The sequence below is a fragment of the Serinicoccus hydrothermalis genome, from assembly GCF_001685415.1.
Taxonomy (GTDB): domain Bacteria; phylum Actinomycetota; class Actinomycetes; order Actinomycetales; family Dermatophilaceae; genus Ornithinicoccus; species Ornithinicoccus hydrothermalis.
Genome location: NZ_CP014989.1, coordinates 1,516,767 through 1,532,493 on the forward strand (window position 1 = coordinate 1,516,767; position 15,727 = coordinate 1,532,493).

At 73.5% G+C, this 15,727-nt stretch carries 15 protein-coding genes and 1 tRNA gene; 4 read left to right on the forward strand and 12 right to left on the reverse strand.

Annotated features, from left to right (window positions below):
• Position 1: 1 nt before the first annotated feature.
• From SGUI_RS06945 to SGUI_RS06995, 11 genes are all read right to left on the reverse strand, one after another.
• A complete protein-coding gene (locus SGUI_RS06945) occupies positions 2-475 on the reverse strand; it encodes a hypothetical protein (RefSeq protein WP_066638019.1) in 474 nt (157 codons plus the stop codon).
• The gene (locus SGUI_RS06950) at positions 472-891 is read right to left on the reverse strand and encodes a tetratricopeptide repeat protein (protein WP_237141471.1); all 420 of its coding nucleotides are present in this window, start codon (positions 889-891) and stop codon (positions 472-474) included. The genes SGUI_RS06945 and SGUI_RS06950 overlap by 4 nt, the downstream gene beginning before the upstream one ends.
• 7 nt (positions 892-898) lie before the next feature.
• Entirely contained in the window at positions 899-2,548 is a 1,650-nt protein-coding gene (locus tag SGUI_RS06955; RefSeq protein ID WP_066638021.1) for a PH domain-containing protein, read from the reverse strand.
• Positions 2,545-3,066, reverse strand: a complete 522-nt coding sequence (locus SGUI_RS06960) for a PH domain-containing protein (protein ID WP_066638024.1) — start codon at positions 3,064-3,066, stop codon at positions 2,545-2,547. Before SGUI_RS06960 ends, SGUI_RS06955 begins: the two co-directional genes overlap by 4 nt.
• The gene (argF, locus tag SGUI_RS06965; RefSeq protein WP_066638027.1) at positions 3,063-4,079 is read right to left on the reverse strand and encodes an ornithine carbamoyltransferase; all 1,017 of its coding nucleotides are present in this window, start codon (positions 4,077-4,079) and stop codon (positions 3,063-3,065) included. Before argF ends, SGUI_RS06960 begins: the two co-directional genes overlap by 4 nt.
• Before the next feature lie 127 nt (positions 4,080-4,206).
• Positions 4,207-6,474, reverse strand: coding sequence for a hypothetical protein (locus SGUI_RS06970; protein WP_157621765.1), 2,268 nt, complete (start codon positions 6,472-6,474; stop codon positions 4,207-4,209).
• 188 nt (positions 6,475-6,662) lie between these two features.
• Positions 6,663-6,738 (reverse strand) — tRNA-Ala (locus SGUI_RS06975).
• A 62-nt stretch (positions 6,739-6,800) separates the two neighbouring features.
• Positions 6,801-8,018, reverse strand: coding sequence for a hypothetical protein (locus SGUI_RS06980; protein ID WP_066638031.1), 1,218 nt, complete (start codon positions 8,016-8,018; stop codon positions 6,801-6,803).
• 91 nt (positions 8,019-8,109) lie between these two features.
• Positions 8,110-8,736 carry a GNAT family N-acetyltransferase gene (locus SGUI_RS06985; RefSeq protein WP_066638033.1) on the reverse strand — a complete coding sequence of 209 codons (627 nt, stop codon included), beginning with the start codon at positions 8,734-8,736 and terminating at the stop codon, positions 8,110-8,112.
• A 51-nt stretch (positions 8,737-8,787) separates the two neighbouring features.
• Entirely contained in the window at positions 8,788-9,270 is a 483-nt protein-coding gene (gene moaC, locus SGUI_RS06990; protein ID WP_066638035.1) for a cyclic pyranopterin monophosphate synthase MoaC, read from the reverse strand.
• Entirely contained in the window at positions 9,270-10,541 is a 1,272-nt protein-coding gene (locus SGUI_RS06995) for a molybdopterin molybdotransferase MoeA (protein WP_066638037.1), read from the reverse strand. Before SGUI_RS06995 ends, moaC begins: the two co-directional genes overlap by 1 nt.
• 37 nt (positions 10,542-10,578) lie before the next feature.
• Between SGUI_RS06995 and SGUI_RS07000 the strand changes: the two genes are divergently transcribed.
• Entirely contained in the window at positions 10,579-11,208 is a 630-nt protein-coding gene (locus SGUI_RS07000; protein ID WP_066638039.1) for a 5-formyltetrahydrofolate cyclo-ligase, read from the forward strand.
• Between the two features lies 1 nt (position 11,209).
• On the opposite strand, the gene SGUI_RS07005 is transcribed toward SGUI_RS07000, so the two are convergent.
• Positions 11,210-13,894, reverse strand: a complete 2,685-nt coding sequence (locus tag SGUI_RS07005; RefSeq protein WP_066638041.1) for a penicillin acylase family protein — start codon at positions 13,892-13,894, stop codon at positions 11,210-11,212.
• Between the two features lie 60 nt (positions 13,895-13,954).
• On the opposite strand from SGUI_RS07005, the gene SGUI_RS07010 reads away from it, so the two are divergent.
• The 3 genes from SGUI_RS07010 (at position 13,955) to mscL (ending at position 15,624) form a co-directional block, all read left to right on the forward strand.
• Positions 13,955-14,362, forward strand: a complete 408-nt coding sequence (locus SGUI_RS07010; RefSeq protein WP_066638043.1) for an FmdB family zinc ribbon protein — start codon at positions 13,955-13,957, stop codon at positions 14,360-14,362.
• 40 nt (positions 14,363-14,402) lie between these two features.
• Positions 14,403-15,041: an SAF domain-containing protein gene (locus SGUI_RS07015; protein ID WP_066638045.1), complete on the forward strand. Its 639-nt coding sequence runs from the start codon at positions 14,403-14,405 to the stop codon at positions 15,039-15,041.
• A 172-nt stretch (positions 15,042-15,213) separates the two neighbouring features.
• Positions 15,214-15,624 (forward strand): large conductance mechanosensitive channel protein MscL, encoded by a 411-nt coding sequence (mscL, locus tag SGUI_RS07020; protein ID WP_066638047.1) that lies wholly within the window; start codon positions 15,214-15,216, stop codon positions 15,622-15,624.
• Positions 15,625-15,727 lie beyond the last annotated feature (103 nt).

The following is a 15,727-nucleotide window of genomic DNA, read 5'->3' on the forward strand; positions in this document are numbered from 1 at the left end:
GTCAGGAAGCCGAGCGGAGCCCCCGCCAGGCACGGGACGCGACGACCACGCAGCCGAGTGCCACGAGGCCCCAGACGGCCGCGAGGACGGTCACCACGGTCGTCACGGTCGCGGGGACGAGGGTCACCGGGCCGGTGACGACGGCGAGGCACTGGAGGGCGGCCGCGAGGGCGGCCAGGCCGAGGACGACCGCCCCGTGCCGACGCGCGCGGGCGAGCGCGAGGCCGCCCCACACGGCCAGCCCGAGCAGGACGGGCAGCGCCAGGAAGGTCAGGAGCGTCCCGAAGATGACGCCGTAACCGTGCGGGTCGCCCGCGGGCGCCTCGGAGGGCGACCCCTGACCGGGGTCGGCGACGAGCACGGCCAGGTGCAGGCCCAGCACGACCACCGGGCTCGCGAGCAGGAACCGCGCCGCGAGCTGCGCGCGCCGCGTCGTCCCCACCGGGGGCGGGCCGACCGCGGCGCGGGTGCTCACCCCTCCAGCCCCATGGCCTCGGCGAGCTTGAGGTGCGGGGCTCCCTCCTCGGCGCGGCCGGCGCGCTGCAGGGTCCGGGCCAGCACGAGGTGCGCGTAGGCGTCGCTCGGCCAGCGCTCGACCATGGCGCGCAGCTCGGTCTCGGCGCGCCCCAGCCGGGCGGAGTGGTAGTAGCTGCGGGCCAGCAGCAGGCGCACCTCGGCGTTGCCGGGGTCGGCCTGCACGAGCGGCTCCAGCAGGGTCGCGGCGCGGACGTAGTCCTTGGTCTCGAAGGCGAAGGTGGCGCGGTCGTAGCGCGCGTGGTCGTCGAGGTCGTCGTCGGCCGGCAGCGCGACCGCCTCGCCCACAGGGATCCGCCGGTCCTGGTCGTCCCCGCTACCGTCCAGCCCCCTCAGCATGTCCTCGAAGTCACCCATGCTCGTCCTACGCGCGGAAGCCGTCCAGCATTCCCGGGCTGGCCCGGTCGGCGAGGTCGACCGCCAGCGGCACCGGGATGTTGGGCGCGAGCAGGCGCTCGTTGCCGGCGGCGGTGGTAGCGGTGAGGTCGCCGAGCCCCAGGCGGCGCTGAAAGAAGCTCTGGTCGAGGGTCCAGCCGATGATGCCGGCCCGCTCCAGCACCTCGCGGCTGCGGATGACGGCGCCGGTCTGCACGACGACGTGCTCGTCGGTCAGCCCGTGCCCGAGGTTGCGCCAGGCGCTCTCGGCGATGAGCACGTTAAGCACGCCCACCACGAGGAGCACGGCGAGGGGCCCCCACCACGGGAGGAGGCCGAAGATCCAGACGTCGAGGACGAAGGTCGGTATGCACGCGAGGCCGACGAGGAAGAGGGTCCCCCACTGGCGACGGACGTGGATCCGGCGCCGGGCGCGCGGTCCGTGCCCGACGAGCGGCATGGTGAGCGGGCCCTCCTCCTCCAGGATTGCGTGCCCGACCTCCTGCACCACGCGGCGCGGCGCCGGGGGCAGCAGCTTGGCGGTGCCGCCCGTGCCGACCCCGGTGGCGAGCGCGGTGAGCTCGGCACCCTTGACGAAGCGGAGCAGGAACTGCTCGGTCATGAGCACCCCGCGGATCTTGCCGCCCTCGATGGTCTGGCTCTTGGTCGTGAAGAGCCCGCGGGTCAGCCGGATCTTGCCCCCGGCCTCCCGCACCAGGCGCAGGTTCCACCAGGTGATGACGTAGGAGAGGGTCGAGACGAGCAGCCAGCTGACGACGAGGACCAGGAGGGCACCGGCCACCAGGAGCAGCACGGCCTGCGCCACGACCCACTCCCAGGCGTCCGAGGCGACCGAGACCTCGTCGATCGGCACGTCGTCGCCGAACTGGCCGAGGACACCCAGCGCACCCGCGACGACGACGAGGCTGGAGAGGCTGAAGGGCGCATACCGCAGCCAGCCCCAGTCGATGCGGGCCAGCTCCTCCTCGGGGGCGGGAAGGCTCCGCTCCGGCTCCCCCGTCGGCGCGTCCTGCGCGGGCGGCGCCTCGGCCACCGCGTCGTCGGCGAGGTGCGAGCGGGCCAGGAGGTCGACGCGCAGCCGCGCCGCGTGCTCGCGCGGGAGCCCGTCGAGGGTGATCTGCGAGGTGTCGACGCCGGTGCCGATCTGGGCCTTGGTCAGCCCGAGCACCCGGTGCAGCAGCGAGGACTCGAGGTCGACGCTGCGGATGCGGTCCAGCGGGGCGGTGACCAGCTTGCGGTTCAGCCACCCGGACCGCAGCTGCAGCTGCTGGGGGGTGAAGCGGTAGCGGGTGAAGTGCCAGGAGAGCACCCCGAAGACGACCGCGATCACGGGGAAGGCCAGCGCGATCCAGAACCAGACACCGCCGCCGTCGCCCAGGCCGTCGCCGCGCATCAGGCTGAAGAGGACGAGGACGATCGGGATGATCATCGAGCGCAGCGTGAGCAGCGGGTGGACCAGGAGCATGCGCGGGCTGAGTCGCTGCCACCCCTCCTCGTCCCCCGCCCGGGGTGCGGCCCCGTCAGACGCGGCGGTCGGCATACCCGCGGGGGCCTGCACGTCGACCTCCCCCTGGTGCTCGACCCCCGGCTGCGCGCCAGGTGGGCGCGGCTCGCTCACGTCGCGTCCCCCCTGGTCTGCCCGGTGACCCGGGCGAGGTCGGCGGTGACGCGGTCGGCAAGGTCGGTGTCGAGGCACGGGAGGGTGATCGGGCCGGCCGCCGAGGCGGTCGTCACGGTGACGTTGGCGAGCCGGAAGAGGCGCATGACCGGGCCGCGCTCGGTGTCGACCGTCTGCACCCGTGACAGGGGCGCGATCCGCTGCTCGCGCGAGAGCCACCCGGTCTGGGAGAAGACCCGTTCGCCTGTGACCTCCCAGCGGGTGCGCCGGTAGCGGATCGCCGGCTCGAGGACGAGCTCGAGCAGGTTGTAGACCATGATGACGACGAAGAGCGGACCGAACCAGCGCGCCCACGCGTCGGGCAGGAACCAGTGGACGGTGAAGAGGATCGCCCACACGATGATGCTGCCGATGAAGTTCTGCACCACCCAGTAGCGCAGCGCGCGGGGGCTCACCTGGTATGCCGGTTCGCGCAGGGCCGGCCCTGTGTGGGCCTGCTCGGGCTGGACGACGGTCATGCGAGCGTCGCCACGAGGAGGGCCTTGATCGTGTGCAGCCGGTTCTCGGCCTGGTCGAAGACGATGCTGGCGGACGACTCGAAGACCTCGTCGGTGACCTCGAGGCCGTTCTTGAGGTCCGGGTTGGTGGCCATCAGCTGCTGCCCCACTTCGGTGTCGGTGTCGTGGAAGGCCGGCAGGCAGTGCATGAAGCGCGCCGCCGGGTTGTCCGTGGCCGCCATGATCTCGGCGTTGACCTGGTAGGGCATCAGGTGCTCGATGCGCTCCGCCCAGGCGCTGGCCGGCTCCCCCATGGAGACCCAGACGTCGGTGTGCACGAAGTCGACCCCCGCCACCGCCTCCAGCGGGTCCTCGGTGATCGTGAGCCGCGCGCCCGTCTCCGCAGCGATGTCCTGGCAGAGGGTCACGACGGACGGCGCGGGCTGGAGGGCCGACGGGGCGCCGATGCGCACGTCCATGCCGAGCTTCGCGCCGAGCAGCAGCAGCGAGTGGCCGGTGTTGTTGCGGGCGTCACCGAGGTAGGCGTACGAGATCGAGCCCCAGTCGGTCTCGCCGCCGCCGTCGGTGTGCTCGGCCATCGTGAGGGCGTCGGCCAGCATCTGGGTCGGGTGCCACTCGTCGGTGAGGCCGTTGTAGACCGGCACCCCGGCATACCGGACGAGCTGCTCGACCGTCGACTGCGCGGCGCCGCGGTACTGGATCGCGTCATACATGCGGCCGAGCACGCGGGCGGTGTCCTTGATCGACTCCTTGTGCCCGATCTGGGTGCTCTTCGGGTCGAGGAAGGTGCTGTATGCGCCCTGGTCAGCGGCGGCGACCTCGAAGGCGCTGCGCGTGCGGGTCGAGGTCTTCTCGAAGATCAGCGCGATCGACCTGCCCACGAGGCGGCGCTCCTCGGTGCCGGCCCGCTTGGCGGCCTTGAGCTCGGCGGCGAGGTCGAGCAGCGCCCGAATCTCCTCGGGCGTCTCCTCCACCAGGGACAGCAGGCTGCGGCCCCGCAGGTCCACGGTCATCGTCGCGCTCCTTGCTCGGGTCTGGGCGACCGGCTCTCACCCACCGGCCGTCGGGGCCAGCGTAGTCGTCGGGGTCGGTGGCCTGTCGCCACGGGCGTTCGAGACGATGACTCGCTGGGTGGCCGCCTCAGAACGGTGGTGGCTCGTCCTGGATGTCCGCCGGGCGACGCCGTGTGCGCCCACCCTCGTGCTTGTCGGTGATGGGGTCGGTCCAGTGGTCGGCGCGCAGGACCTGCTCGCGCGGGTGGTCCAGGAGCTGGTCCGGGGTGGGGGTGGCGGGGTGGGGTCCGGTGATCTTGCGGCCGTCGCGGGTGCGGGTGTGGCGGACCCACATGATCCGATGCCCGTCGTCCAGGAGGTGGGCGTCGGAGTCGGGGTCGTCGTCAGGGGACTCCAGCCGGGCACGGCGGGGCCGGCGCGCGAGGGCGGCGTAGACGAGCAGAGAGGCCAGGTGCCGCCGCGCTTCGGGCGTGAGGTCGGTATCACCCTGGGTATCGATGTGCTCGGGTGCCGCAGAGTCCGCAGAGGGCTGCGGTTTTCGATCAGGACCACCCGGCGGGGCGAGATATTGCCGGTAGTCGTGGGGGCGGGTGGTGTAGTGGCGCCCGAACAGGGAGGTCCAGGTCACGTTCCTGGTCGCGTCGATCTGGGCGGTCCAGAACTTGTGGGTCTTCAGGGCGTGGAAGACGGTGTCGAGGCCTTGCAGGTTGGTCTCGGAGGTCGGCCCACCGAGGAGGTATTCGTGGACGTGGTCCAGCTGGCCGTCGCGCACCGGCAGGGTGCCGTCGGGGGCCCGGGAGAGCAGGTCGGCCGCGGTCACCTGGGCGCGCATCGCGGCGTCGGGCTGGTAGCGGGACACGGTCCGTTCGACGCACCTGCCGTCGGCGGGATCGGTGAGCAGGCGGTGCAGCGTGGTGCCCGGCCAGGCCAGCAGGTCACCGATGGCCCCGGGGGTCAGGAAGTGCGGGCACCTGCCCGCCACCCGCCCCACCCCTGGATGTGCCGGTGCCCTCGGCCTCAGCGTCGCCCGGTCCTCGATGGGCGCATCGGGATCGGCCGAGGTCGGCAGGTGCGGCACCGACGTCCCGGATCCCGGTGGCGCCCCGTGGACCGAGGGGCCTGACCTCCGCGCCGTGTCCACCCCTGCCGGCGCGAGAGCGTCGAGCGGCACGACGACCTGCAGGTCGCAGGTCGGGGCACCGGCCAGGACCTGCGCCAGCGACGCGATCTCCTCCGGGGTGACCAGCCCGGCCAGGGCTTCCTCCAGACCACTCGTACCGGGTCCGCTCGTCCTCGGGTCGCCCGTTCCCTGACCGCCCTGGGCAGTGCCGACATCGGCACCCTGACCGCGGCAGCCCGGGCAGTCCTGCCCTGTCCGACCGTGTCGGTCCTGCTCTTCTTGGCCTCCCTGGCCGGGGGTGGGCAGGGGCAGGGTGCCGTGCAGGAGCAGCGCGCGGGCGATGTCGGAGCGCAGCTGGGACTCGGTGCGTTCGTCCCCGGCGGCGCGGGCCCTCTTGGCCAGGACGTGCAACCGGTCCGTGCAGGCTGCGGTCCCGACCGCGTCACCGGTGATGACCAGCCGCCCGGTGCCGTCGTCGTCGACGACCCCGTAGGCGGTGCGCTCCCGGTGCCGCCGCGCCCTCGCGGCAGTCTCCGCCTCCGGGTCGACCGCGCGAGCCCGGGCCACCTCCCGCGCCAACGCCTGCACGAACTGCTTGGCACCCCACGGGGCCTGGGTCGGCTCACCCTCGGGGTCCAACCGTTCCATCGCGACCGGTGCGCCGGCCGTGGTCTCATCGCCCGCGGCCCGAGCCCGGTCCACGGTCTGCCGGGTCGCGAACAACGCGTGCGCCACGTTGCCGGCGTCCTCGTGCGGCAGCAGGCCGGCCTGCCGCCAGAAGTGCTCGACCTGATCCCACGTCGCCACCCCCGCGGCCAGGGCGTCCCGCACCGGCACCGCGGTCGAGGCCGGCGCCAGGGCCACCGCGACCAGCTGCCGGGCCGCTCCCCGGCCCAGGCCCGTCAACGTGCTGATCTCCACCGCGGTCACCGACTTCGCCCGGGCCCGCCACCGCTCCCTCGCGGTGCGCGACAGCTCACCCGGGTCGCTCACGCCCTGCCGCTCCAGCAGCTGCTCACCGGCTCTCGCCGCCAGCTGCCCGGCCCCGTGCACCCGCGCCCCCTCCAGCCGGCGCACCAGCAGGTGCGCCGCCTCCAACCCCTCCAGGCAGTCCTGCGGCGACAAGCCCCTCTGCCCGCACAACAACGGCTCCACCAGCTCGAGCAGCTCACCCGCGCCCAGCTCTGACAGCGCACCAGACCCCGACGCATCCTTGCCATCACCGGCGTCCTCCGGCACCGGTGTACCGCCGTCCTGTCCCGCCGTCGCGGTCATGCCCCTCACCCCCCGGTGATGTCGAACCGATACCCCATGTTAGCACACATGTTCGAACATCGCCAGGCCTGTGGACGGACGATCTGAGCACGGCACCCGGCCCGCTGCGGCGCTGCTGAAGCGGGCATACCCGGACAGAGAAAGAGCCCGCCGAGTGACTCGGCGGGCTCTTCGTGGACCAGGTCCGGTGGTGGAGCTGAGGGGAATCGAACCCCTGACCTTCTCATTGCGAACGAGACGCGCTACCAACTGCGCCACAGCCCCGTGTGCGTCTCCAGACTATACAGACCGGGGGGTCGCCGACCCAAACCGCGCAGCGTCTCCGGTCAGCCGACCCGGTGGATCTGCGGGAGGTCCTCGAACTCCTCGTCCAGCGCCATCTCGTGGCCATCCGCGGGCAGCTGGCCTGAGTCGGTCGACGGCTGCGCCGGGCCTCGGTATGCCTTCGCCTTGAGCGTGTAGGTGGGCGGCGGGACGGGCGCGGGGGTCCAGGAGCCGGGTGCGGCGCTCGCCTCCGTCTCGTCGGCGACGGTGGCGGACGCGGCCCCCACGGTCGACCGGGCGACCAGGTCGGCCTCCACCTCGTCGATGTCGAACAGCGAGGGGCGGGTCGGCTGGAGGTCGGCCGCGCGGCGCGCAGCAGTGGATCGCGCCGGTCCGGCCGATCGCGTGGAGCCGGAGGAGGTGGTGGCGGCCGCGGCACGGGCCTGAGCCGCCAACGGGGAGGCGTCGGCCTCGGCGGTGACCGCGACCTCGGCCTCGGCCACGCCCGCGGGGTCCGCCACGTCCGGTCGGGTGCGCGCCGGCTGGGTGGACGCGGCGCGGTCGGACCGCACCGCGGCCCCCGCGCCCCGGGAAGCCTGCCGCGCCGACGAGGGACGCGACGACGACCGGCGCGACGAGGTCGAGGCGCGTGCTGACGTCGAGGCTCGTGCTGACGTCGTGGCCTGAGCACGGCGCGCGCGCTGCGCGGCCGCGGAGCGGCGCACGAGCAGCAGCGTCGCCGCGAGCACACCGACCCCGACGAAGCTCCACCACCAGTCGAGCACCGGGCTGACCCCGAGCGCGACCAGCGCGACCATGACCACCGAGGCGAGGATCAGGGCACCCGCGCGCAGCTGCGCGGTGCGGCGGGCGTGCCGCACGGCCGGGGTCGGGCCGACGGCGGTGGCACCACCGGTGCGGCGGGGCGCCGGCGCGCCCGACGCGGCGGCCGCAGGACGGGCAGCAGCAGGGCGCGCAGGTGCAGCGGCTGCAGGACGCGCCGTCGAGGGAGCAGAGGCAGGAGCACTGCCGCCGCGCTTGACGACCACGTCCGGGCGGGCGGGCCGCAGCGGCGAGACGGAGTATGCCGCCGGGGACTGCTCGGCGATGTCGGGTCGGGGGAGCGCGCGGCGCCGCTCGAGGACGCGCATGGCCTCGGAGAAGCGGTCGACCGAGCGGGCGGTGGCGACGTGCTCACGGCGGCGGACCCAGTGCTGCACGAGATAGACAGCCCAGACCGCCACGATGACGACGAAGATGAGGCTGCTGACCGGGGGCACGGACCTCACGGTAGGTGCCCCCGCGCCAGGAGCCGGTGAGGCCTGCGGAGTGTCGCGGGAGTTTCTCCTGTGACTACGGTGAGAGGGCCGTTCAGCCGGCCCGTCCGTGCAGCAGCGGCACCAGCCCGCCCTGGGCATACCCGCCCCGCCGCAGGTCCTCGACGACTATCGCGAAGAGCCGGTGGTCGGCCCACTGCCCGTCCACGTGCATGAGCCCGCGCTGCGTCCCCTCCTCGGGGAGCCGCAGGCGGGCGGCCACGGCGAGGGAGGCGGTGTTCTCCGGCCGGATCGCGACCTCGACCCGGTGCAGGCCCGCCTCGAGCAGGACGTGGTCGACCAGCGCCGCCAGCGCCCACGTCGCCACCCCGCGGCCGGTCGCTTCCTGGTCCAGCCAGTAGCCCGCCCAGCCGGAGCGCCGCGCGCCCCAGAGCACGTCGAAGAGCTGGATCTGGCCGACGATCTCGCCGTCCACGTCGATGACGAAGGGCAGGATCAGCCCGTCCTTGGCACCCCGGTCCAGCACCCGACGCAGCTGCGGGAAGGGCAGGGTCCTCGACGCCTCCCCCGGCGCGGTCGACTCCCACGGCCGCAGCCAGTCCTCGTTGCGCCGGCGCAGCGCCTCCCAGGCGGCGCGGTCGGCCCGCTCCAACGGGCGCAGCGACAGACGCCTGCCGTCGGGCAGCTCGTGCCGCACCGCGACCGGCCAGCGCCAGCTCACGCGTCGCTCACCCGTTGATCACCGAACGCTCACCGGTGACCCACCGGACGCTCATTCCGGCCGGACCCAGTCCCCGGACCGGCCGCCGGACTTCGCGACGACCCGGATCCCGCCGATCACCGCGAACCGGTCGACCGCCTTGATCATGTCCACCAGGGCCAGCCCGGCGACGCTGACGCAGGTGAGCGCCTCCATCTCGATCCCGGTGCGGTCGGCGGTGCGCACGGTCGCGGTGATCTCGACACCCCCGTCGTCGACCTCGAGGTCCACCTCCACCCCGTGGATGGCGACGGGATGGCACAGCGGCACCAGGTCCGGCGTGCGCTTGGCCGCCTGGATGCCGGCGATCCGCGCCACCCCGAGCGCGTCCCCCTTGGGCACCGTGCCGTCGCGCAGCGCGGCGACAGCCTCCCCGGACAGGTCGACCCGGCCCCGCGCGGTGGCGCTGCGGGCGGTGACGTCCTTGGCGCTGACGTCGACCATGTATGCCGACCCGTCCGCCCGCAGGTGGGTGAGCCGGGGCGCCTCGCCCATCAGCCCTCCTCGTCGTGGTCGTCGTCCTCGGCATGCAGCCGGGCGTCGATCTCCGAGCGCGGACGCAGCAGCAGCAGGTCGACCTCGGACCCGGCCGTCACCTCGGCCGCCTTCGGGTCCGAGACCGCCAGCGCGTCGGCCACCGCCAGCGGCCCCACGAGGTGCGAGCCGGCCCCGCCCGCGGGCGAGACGGCATACTTCCCGGTCGGGTCGCGGTCGATCCGCACCCGGGTGTAGGTCTGCCGCTCCGGCGAGCTGCGCCAGCCCTCCGTGGCGAACCCGGTCGCCAGCCGGCCGCCCTCGCTGCGTCCCGCGCGCCGCTGCAGCGCCGGACGCACGAAGACCTCGAAGCTCACCAGGGTGCTCACCGGGTTGCCCGGCAGGGTGAAGACCGGCACGTCGCGCCGGCCCAGCACCCCAAAGCCCTGCGGCTTGCCCGGCTGCATCGCGACCTCGACGAACTCCATCGATCCCTGGCCGCTCAGCACCTTCTTCACGAGGTCGAACTCGCCCTTGCTCACGCCCCCGGTGGTGATGACGAGGTCGGCGTGGTCCAGCAGGCGGTGCAGCTGCTTCTTGATGGCGCCCTCGTCGTCCGGCAGGTGGCCCACGTGCACGACGTAGGCACCCGCCTCACGCACCAGCGCCTCCAGCATGGGTCCGTTGGAGTCGATGATCTGCCCCGGGCCCACGGGCTCACCCGCGGGCACCAGCTCGTCGCCGGTCGACAGGATCGCGACCCGCACCGGCCCGACGACCTCGATCTCGCTCACCCCGGAGGACAGCAGCGCGGCGATCTCCCCCGGCCCGATCCGGCTGCCGGCCGGCAGGACCAGGTCGCCGGCCTTCACGTCCTCTCCCGCCCGCCGGATGTGGGCACCCTCGTCGGGGTGCACGCGCAGCTGCGGCTCGTGCGGGTGCCCGTCGGTGTCCTCCACCTTGACGACGGCGTCGGCCCCCTCGGGCATGGGCGCACCGGTCATGATCCGCCACACCTGCCCGGGGGCGAGCGCGTGCCGCTCCTGGTCGCCCGCGGCGACGTCGCCGGCGACGGGCAGCACGACCGGGTTCTCGCTGCTGGCACCCTCGAGGTCGGCCCGGCGCACGGCATACCCGTCCATCGAGGAGTTGTCGAAGCGCGGCAGGTCGACGCTGCTGTGCACGTCGGTCGTGGTCACGAGGCTCTGCGCACGCCGGACCGGGAGGGTGACGGTGGCCACCGGCTCGACCTGAGCCAGCACCCAGTCCAGGTGCTCGTCGACGGAGATCATGGCCCCACCCTAGGAGCATCGGCCACAATCGGGCCGCATGAGTGTCCCGCTGCCGCCCTACCGTCCGACCGGCGACGTCGTCGCCGACAAGGCGCACTGGCGCACCCTGGTCCGGGCCGCCCGCCGCGACCTGGTCGCCGGGTGGACCCCGGAGCACCGCGCGGGGCTCGCGCGGGCGCTCGGCGAGGCGGGGCTGACGCACCTGGACCGGTATGCCGTCTCCACCGGACGCGCGGGCGTCGCCGGGACGACGGTCACCGCCTACGAGCCGATGCGGACCGAGCCGCCCGTGGACGGGCTGACGACGGCGCTGCAGGACGCCGGGGTGCGGGTGCTCGTGCCGATCACCCTGGAGCGACCGCGGCTGGACTGGGCCGACCTGGCCGACCCCGACCGCACGCCGCTCGGCGAGGGGGCTCTCGCGCAGGTGGACCTGGCCTTCGTGCCGGGCCTGGCCTGCTCGCGGGCCGGGGTGCGGCTGGGCCAGGGCGGCGGCTACTACGACACGGTGCTGCCGCGGCTGCGCGAGGCCTCCGGCGGCGCCCCCGTCGTCCTCGTGCTGCACGACCACGAGGTCGTGCCGGAGGTGCCCGCGGCGGAGCACGACGCCGTGGTGGACGCGGTGCTGCGGCCGGGCAGCGGGGTGCTGCCGGTCCCGCTGGTCTGAGTCAGCCCTCCTCGGGCACGAGGGTGAGGGTGTCGGTGCCCGCCTCGTCGACCGCAGCACGGGTGAAGGCCCACGGGTAGGTCCGGCCCTCGATCCACGCCTGCGTCTGGTCGTCGTAGTTGTGGTGGAACGGGTGCCCGGAGGTGCCGGTCTGGTTGACCCAGGTGGAGGCGTCGAGGTCGGCGAGGTCGACCACCATCCGCATCGACGGCGCCGAGGTGACGTCGAAGCTGTCGGTGCCGGCGTCCCAGTTCATCGCGTTGACCATCGCGCTGCTGCCGGAGACCGGGAGCGGGCCGCGGTTGACCATGCTCTGCACCACCCCGGGCACGCCCTCCTCCCCGAGCACCTGGTGGCGCAGGTCGGCGCGGTGCAGCTGGCCCCAGCTCCAGTCGTCGGGGTCCTTGGAGATGCGGCGGGTCAGGTCCAGCCGGGCGTCGACGAGCGCGGTGCGCAGCACCTCGTCACGGGACTCCACGAGACCCGGCGTGCGCTGGTCGTCCCACCAGACGCTCTCCGGCGTCGCCATGAGCTCGGCCATGACCTGCATCGTCCGGGAGTTGCCCGAGACCCCCAGGTCCGGGGGCAGCTCGTCGTCGAAGGTCGCCTCGATGAGGTTGTCGTAGACGACGTAGAAGTAGGCGGCGGCCGCCGACTGCTCCCCCTCCGCCGGCGCCGTGCCGTCCCAGTCCCGCAGCAGGTCCTGCGCCTCGCTGTAGAACCTTCCGTCGAGGTCGACCGAGGTGAGGTAGGGCACCACCTCGAGCGCGAAGCTGCTGGTGTCGTCGAGCTGGATCTCGCCCATGTCCTCCACGGTCAGCGGCTCCTGCTCGAGCCGTTCCTGCAGCAGCTCCAGGATGCGGGTGGAGCGGTAGCCCTTGTCCCACTCGGTGGTGAGGAAGGGCGTCGACCCGCGCGTGACGGCCTGGTTCGCGGCCACGACGATCCCGTCCTCGGGGTTGTATGCCGTCGGCAGGTCCTCGAAGTCGACCCACCCGCTCCAGGCGTACTGCTCGTCCCAGCCGGGCGAGGGGAAGTAGCCCGGGGGCGTCGCGTGCGTGGCGGTCCGGCGGACCGGCACCAGCCCCGGCGCCTGGTAGCCGATGTTGCCCTCGGTGTCGGCGTAGAGCAGGTTCTGCGACGGCACCGCGAAGAGCTCCGCGGCACCCCGAAAGTCCTCCCAGTCCGTGGCCGAGTTGAGCGCGAAGACGGCCTCGGCGGTCCGCGAGGGTTGCAGCCCGGTCCAGCGCAGCGCGACCTCGAAGTCCCGGGAGGTCGCGACGCCGTCGAGCGGGCCGTTGTCGCCCATGAGGCCGGTGTCGGTGAGCACGTCGGAGACGATGGGGCCGTTGGAGGTCTCCCGCACCTCCAGCTCCACGTCGTCGCCGCCGGCCACCTTGATGGTCTCGGTGCGGACGTCCATCGGCACGTGCTCGTCCTCGCGCAGCACGGTGTCCCCGGCGACGTCCTCGAGGTAGAAGTCGGTGACGTCCGGGTCGAGGTTGGTGAACCCCCAGGCGATGGACTGGTTGTGGCCGATGATCACGCCGGGGAAGCCGGCGAAGGTGAAGCCGGTGACGTCGAAGGGGCAGGCCTCGCTCACCTCGCGGCAGTGCAGGCCGCTCTGCATCCAGATCCCGGGCTGGGAGATCGCGAGGTGCGGGTCGTTGGCGAGCAGCGGCATACCGGTCGCGGTGTGCTCGCCGGAGACGACCCACGAGTTGGAGCCGATCCCCTCGCCCTCGCCGAGCAGGTCGGGGACCGCCGCCAGGACGGTGCCGGTGTCGGTCAGGGCGTCCTGCGCACCCCCGGCGAGCCAGTTGCGGGTGAGGCCGGAGGTCGGGCCGTCCGGGGCCACCGGGTCGGTGAGGCGGGCGGCGTCGGCCGGGTCGGTCTGGCCGGGGACCGGCGCCAGCACCGTGCCGCGGGACCCACCACGGGTGTCCGTCATGCCCGGCGCCGGGGGGTCCGGCGGGGACCACTCGCCCGGGTCGAGGATCGGCGGGTGCTCGTCGACCGGGTAGTCGGGGTAGAGGTTCTCCAGCTTGTCCAGCGGGATCTCGCCGACGAGCCGGCCCCGGGCCAGCTCGTCCTCGTAGTTGCCGCGCAGGTCCCACGCCATCGCCTTGAGCCACGCGAGGGAGTCGACCTCGTCCCACTGCTGCACGGTGTATCCCGGGGCGCTCTGGGACAGGGCGACGTACTCCACCCCCATCGAGGAGGGGCCGCTGCGGCTGTCGATGTAGGCGTTGACGCCCGAGGCGTAGGCGCTGAGGTAGGTCCGCGCGTCCGGGGAGAGCATCGACAGCTCCTCCTCGGCGACCCGGCGCCAGCCGAGGGTGCGGATCACCCGGTCGGTCTCCAGGCCGCCCTCGCCCACGAGCTCGGACAGCCGGCCGCTGACGATGTGCCGGCGCAGGTCCATCTGGAAGAAGCGGTCCTGGGCGGCGACGAACCCCTGCGCGCGGAAGAGGTCCTCCGCGGTGTCGGCGTAGATGTGGGGCACTCCCAGGTCGTCCCGGACCACCTCGACCTGACCGGCCAGCCCCGGCACCTCCAGCTCGCCGGAGACCTGCGGGAAGGCACGCCGCGCCAGACCCACGCCGATGACCGCCGTGGCCACCATCACGACCACGAGGATCGCGACCGTGGGCACGGCGATGCGCTGCCACAGGGGTCGGGACACGGGGACCAGCCTAGGCGACGGTTCCGAAGGACGTCGGGAGGCGACGTAGAATCCGACCTCGTGCCCACGTACTCATACGCCTGCAAGGACTGCGGCCACGCCTTCGACATCCAGCAGGCCTTCACCGACGACGCGCTGACGGTATGCCCGGAGTGCGGCGGCTCGCTGCGCAAGGTCTTCAGCGCGGTCGGGGTCGTCTTCAAGGGCTCGGGCTTCTACCGCACCGACTCCCGCGGCTCGGGCTCCTCCTCCGGCAAGGGCGGCTCGAGCGGCTCCGGCGGCGAGTCGGGCAAGAGCGAGGGCGGCAGCAAGGGCGGCTCGACGGCCTCGGAGGGCAAGGGGTCATCCTCCGGCGGGTCGTCCGGCTCCTCGTCCTCGACGGGCTCAGGAGGGTCCGGCTCGGGCTCCGGCGGCTCGTCGTCCACATCCTCCGGCTCCTCCGGCAGCTCGTCCACAGCTTCGCGCTGAGCCCTGGCGGGGGCGGAGCGGCGGGCCTAGCGTCGCGGGCGTGACCCGACGAGCCGCCCGACCCGCCACCCCGTCGCGCCGCGGTCTGACCCGGTTCCTGCGTCGCCCGGTCCTGCGCCGCTGGCTGGCGGCCGTGCTCGCCGCGACCACCGTGGGCGGCAGCCTGCACCTCGTGCTGGGTCGCCCGCAGCCCGGCGAGGTCCCGGCAGTCGTGGCGGTCCGGACACTGCCGGTCGGCGCGACCCTGACGGCCCGCGACACCCAGCTGCGGCACGTCCCGCCGGACGTCCTGCCCGAGGGGCACCTGGCCGAGCCACCGGCCGAGGGCAGCTCCCTGGCCGTGCCGCTGCAGGCCGGGGAGGTGCTGACGGCGGCTGACCTGCGCACCAGCTCCCTGCTCGCGGGCCTCGACGACGTGGTCGCCGTCTACCTCCCCGTGGCCGACGCGGCCGTGGCCGGGGCGACGCTCGCCGGCGACCGCATCGACGTGCACTCCCCCGTCGACGGGAGCACGGTGGCCAGCGAGGCGCTCGTGCTCCGCGCCGGGGCGGGCGAGGAGCCGGGTCTGTGGGTCGCGGTGGACGAGCGCACCGCGTCCGAGCTCGCCGCCGCGAGGGGGGCCGACCCGCTCGGGGCCGCCCTCCTGGTGGCGGTGCGCGCCGGCGACACCGGAGGGTGACGGGTGAGCAACCTCACACGACCCCTTCTCGGAGCCCTGACCCGGGTGACGTGAAGCGGTATACACTTCACGACCGGCCCCAGGGGCGAGTCACGATGTCGGGCCACCCACCACGACCAACACCACCACGAGCGATCTGCCCCTGGCCTGCGCTCGCACGAAAGGAGAGGCCATGCTCAGCGGCTTCAAGGACTTCATCATGCGCGGCAACGTGATCGAGCTTGCCGTCGCGGTCGTCATCGGCTCTGCCTTCGCCGCCGTCGTCGAGACCATCGTCTCCGGCATCATCACCCCGCTGCTCAACGCCGCGGGCGGCGCGGAGGTCGGCGGTCTCGGCTTCAACATCATCGAGGGCAACGACGCGACCTACCTCAACTTCGCGGCCATCATCAACGCCCTCATCGTCTTCCTCATCACCGCGGCCGTCGTGTACTTCGTGCTCGTCGCGCCGATGAACAAGGTGAACGAGCGCCTCAACCGCAACAAGCCGGTCGAGGAGATCATCAGCGACGAGGTCGCCACCCTGCGCGAGATCCGCGACCTGCTGGCCGAGCGCCGCACCGACGGCCCGCAGCAGAGCTGACCCCGCGCGGGCACCCACCCGCCGCACCACCGACGCCCCGGCACGGACACCGTGCCGGGGCGTCGTGCGTCCTGCGTCTGCGCCCCGGTGACGGTCGGGCCCG

Excerpts from the sequence above, each read along its gene's own strand:
- SGUI_RS06995 (WP_066638037.1), bottom strand. The coding sequence starts at position 10,541 with ATGATCTCCGTCGACGAGCACCTGGACTGGGTGCTGGCTCAGGTCGAG.
- mscL (WP_066638047.1), top strand. The coding sequence starts at position 15,214 with ATGCTCAGCGGCTTCAAGGACTTCATCATGCGCGGCAACGTGATCGAG.
- SGUI_RS06960 (WP_066638024.1), bottom strand. The coding sequence starts at position 3,066 with ATGACCGTCGTCCAGCCCGAGCAGGCCCACACAGGGCCGGCCCTGCGC.
- argF (WP_066638027.1), bottom strand. The coding sequence starts at position 4,079 with ATGACCGTGGACCTGCGGGGCCGCAGCCTGCTGTCCCTGGTGGAGGAG.
- moaC (WP_066638035.1), bottom strand. The coding sequence starts at position 9,270 with ATGGGCGAGGCGCCCCGGCTCACCCACCTGCGGGCGGACGGGTCGGCA.
- SGUI_RS06970 (WP_157621765.1), bottom strand. The coding sequence starts at position 6,474 with ATGACCGCGACGGCGGGACAGGACGGCGGTACACCGGTGCCGGAGGAC.
- SGUI_RS06950 (WP_237141471.1), bottom strand. The coding sequence starts at position 891 with ATGGGTGACTTCGAGGACATGCTGAGGGGGCTGGACGGTAGCGGGGAC.
- SGUI_RS07000 (WP_066638039.1), top strand. The coding sequence starts at position 10,579 with ATGAGTGTCCCGCTGCCGCCCTACCGTCCGACCGGCGACGTCGTCGCC.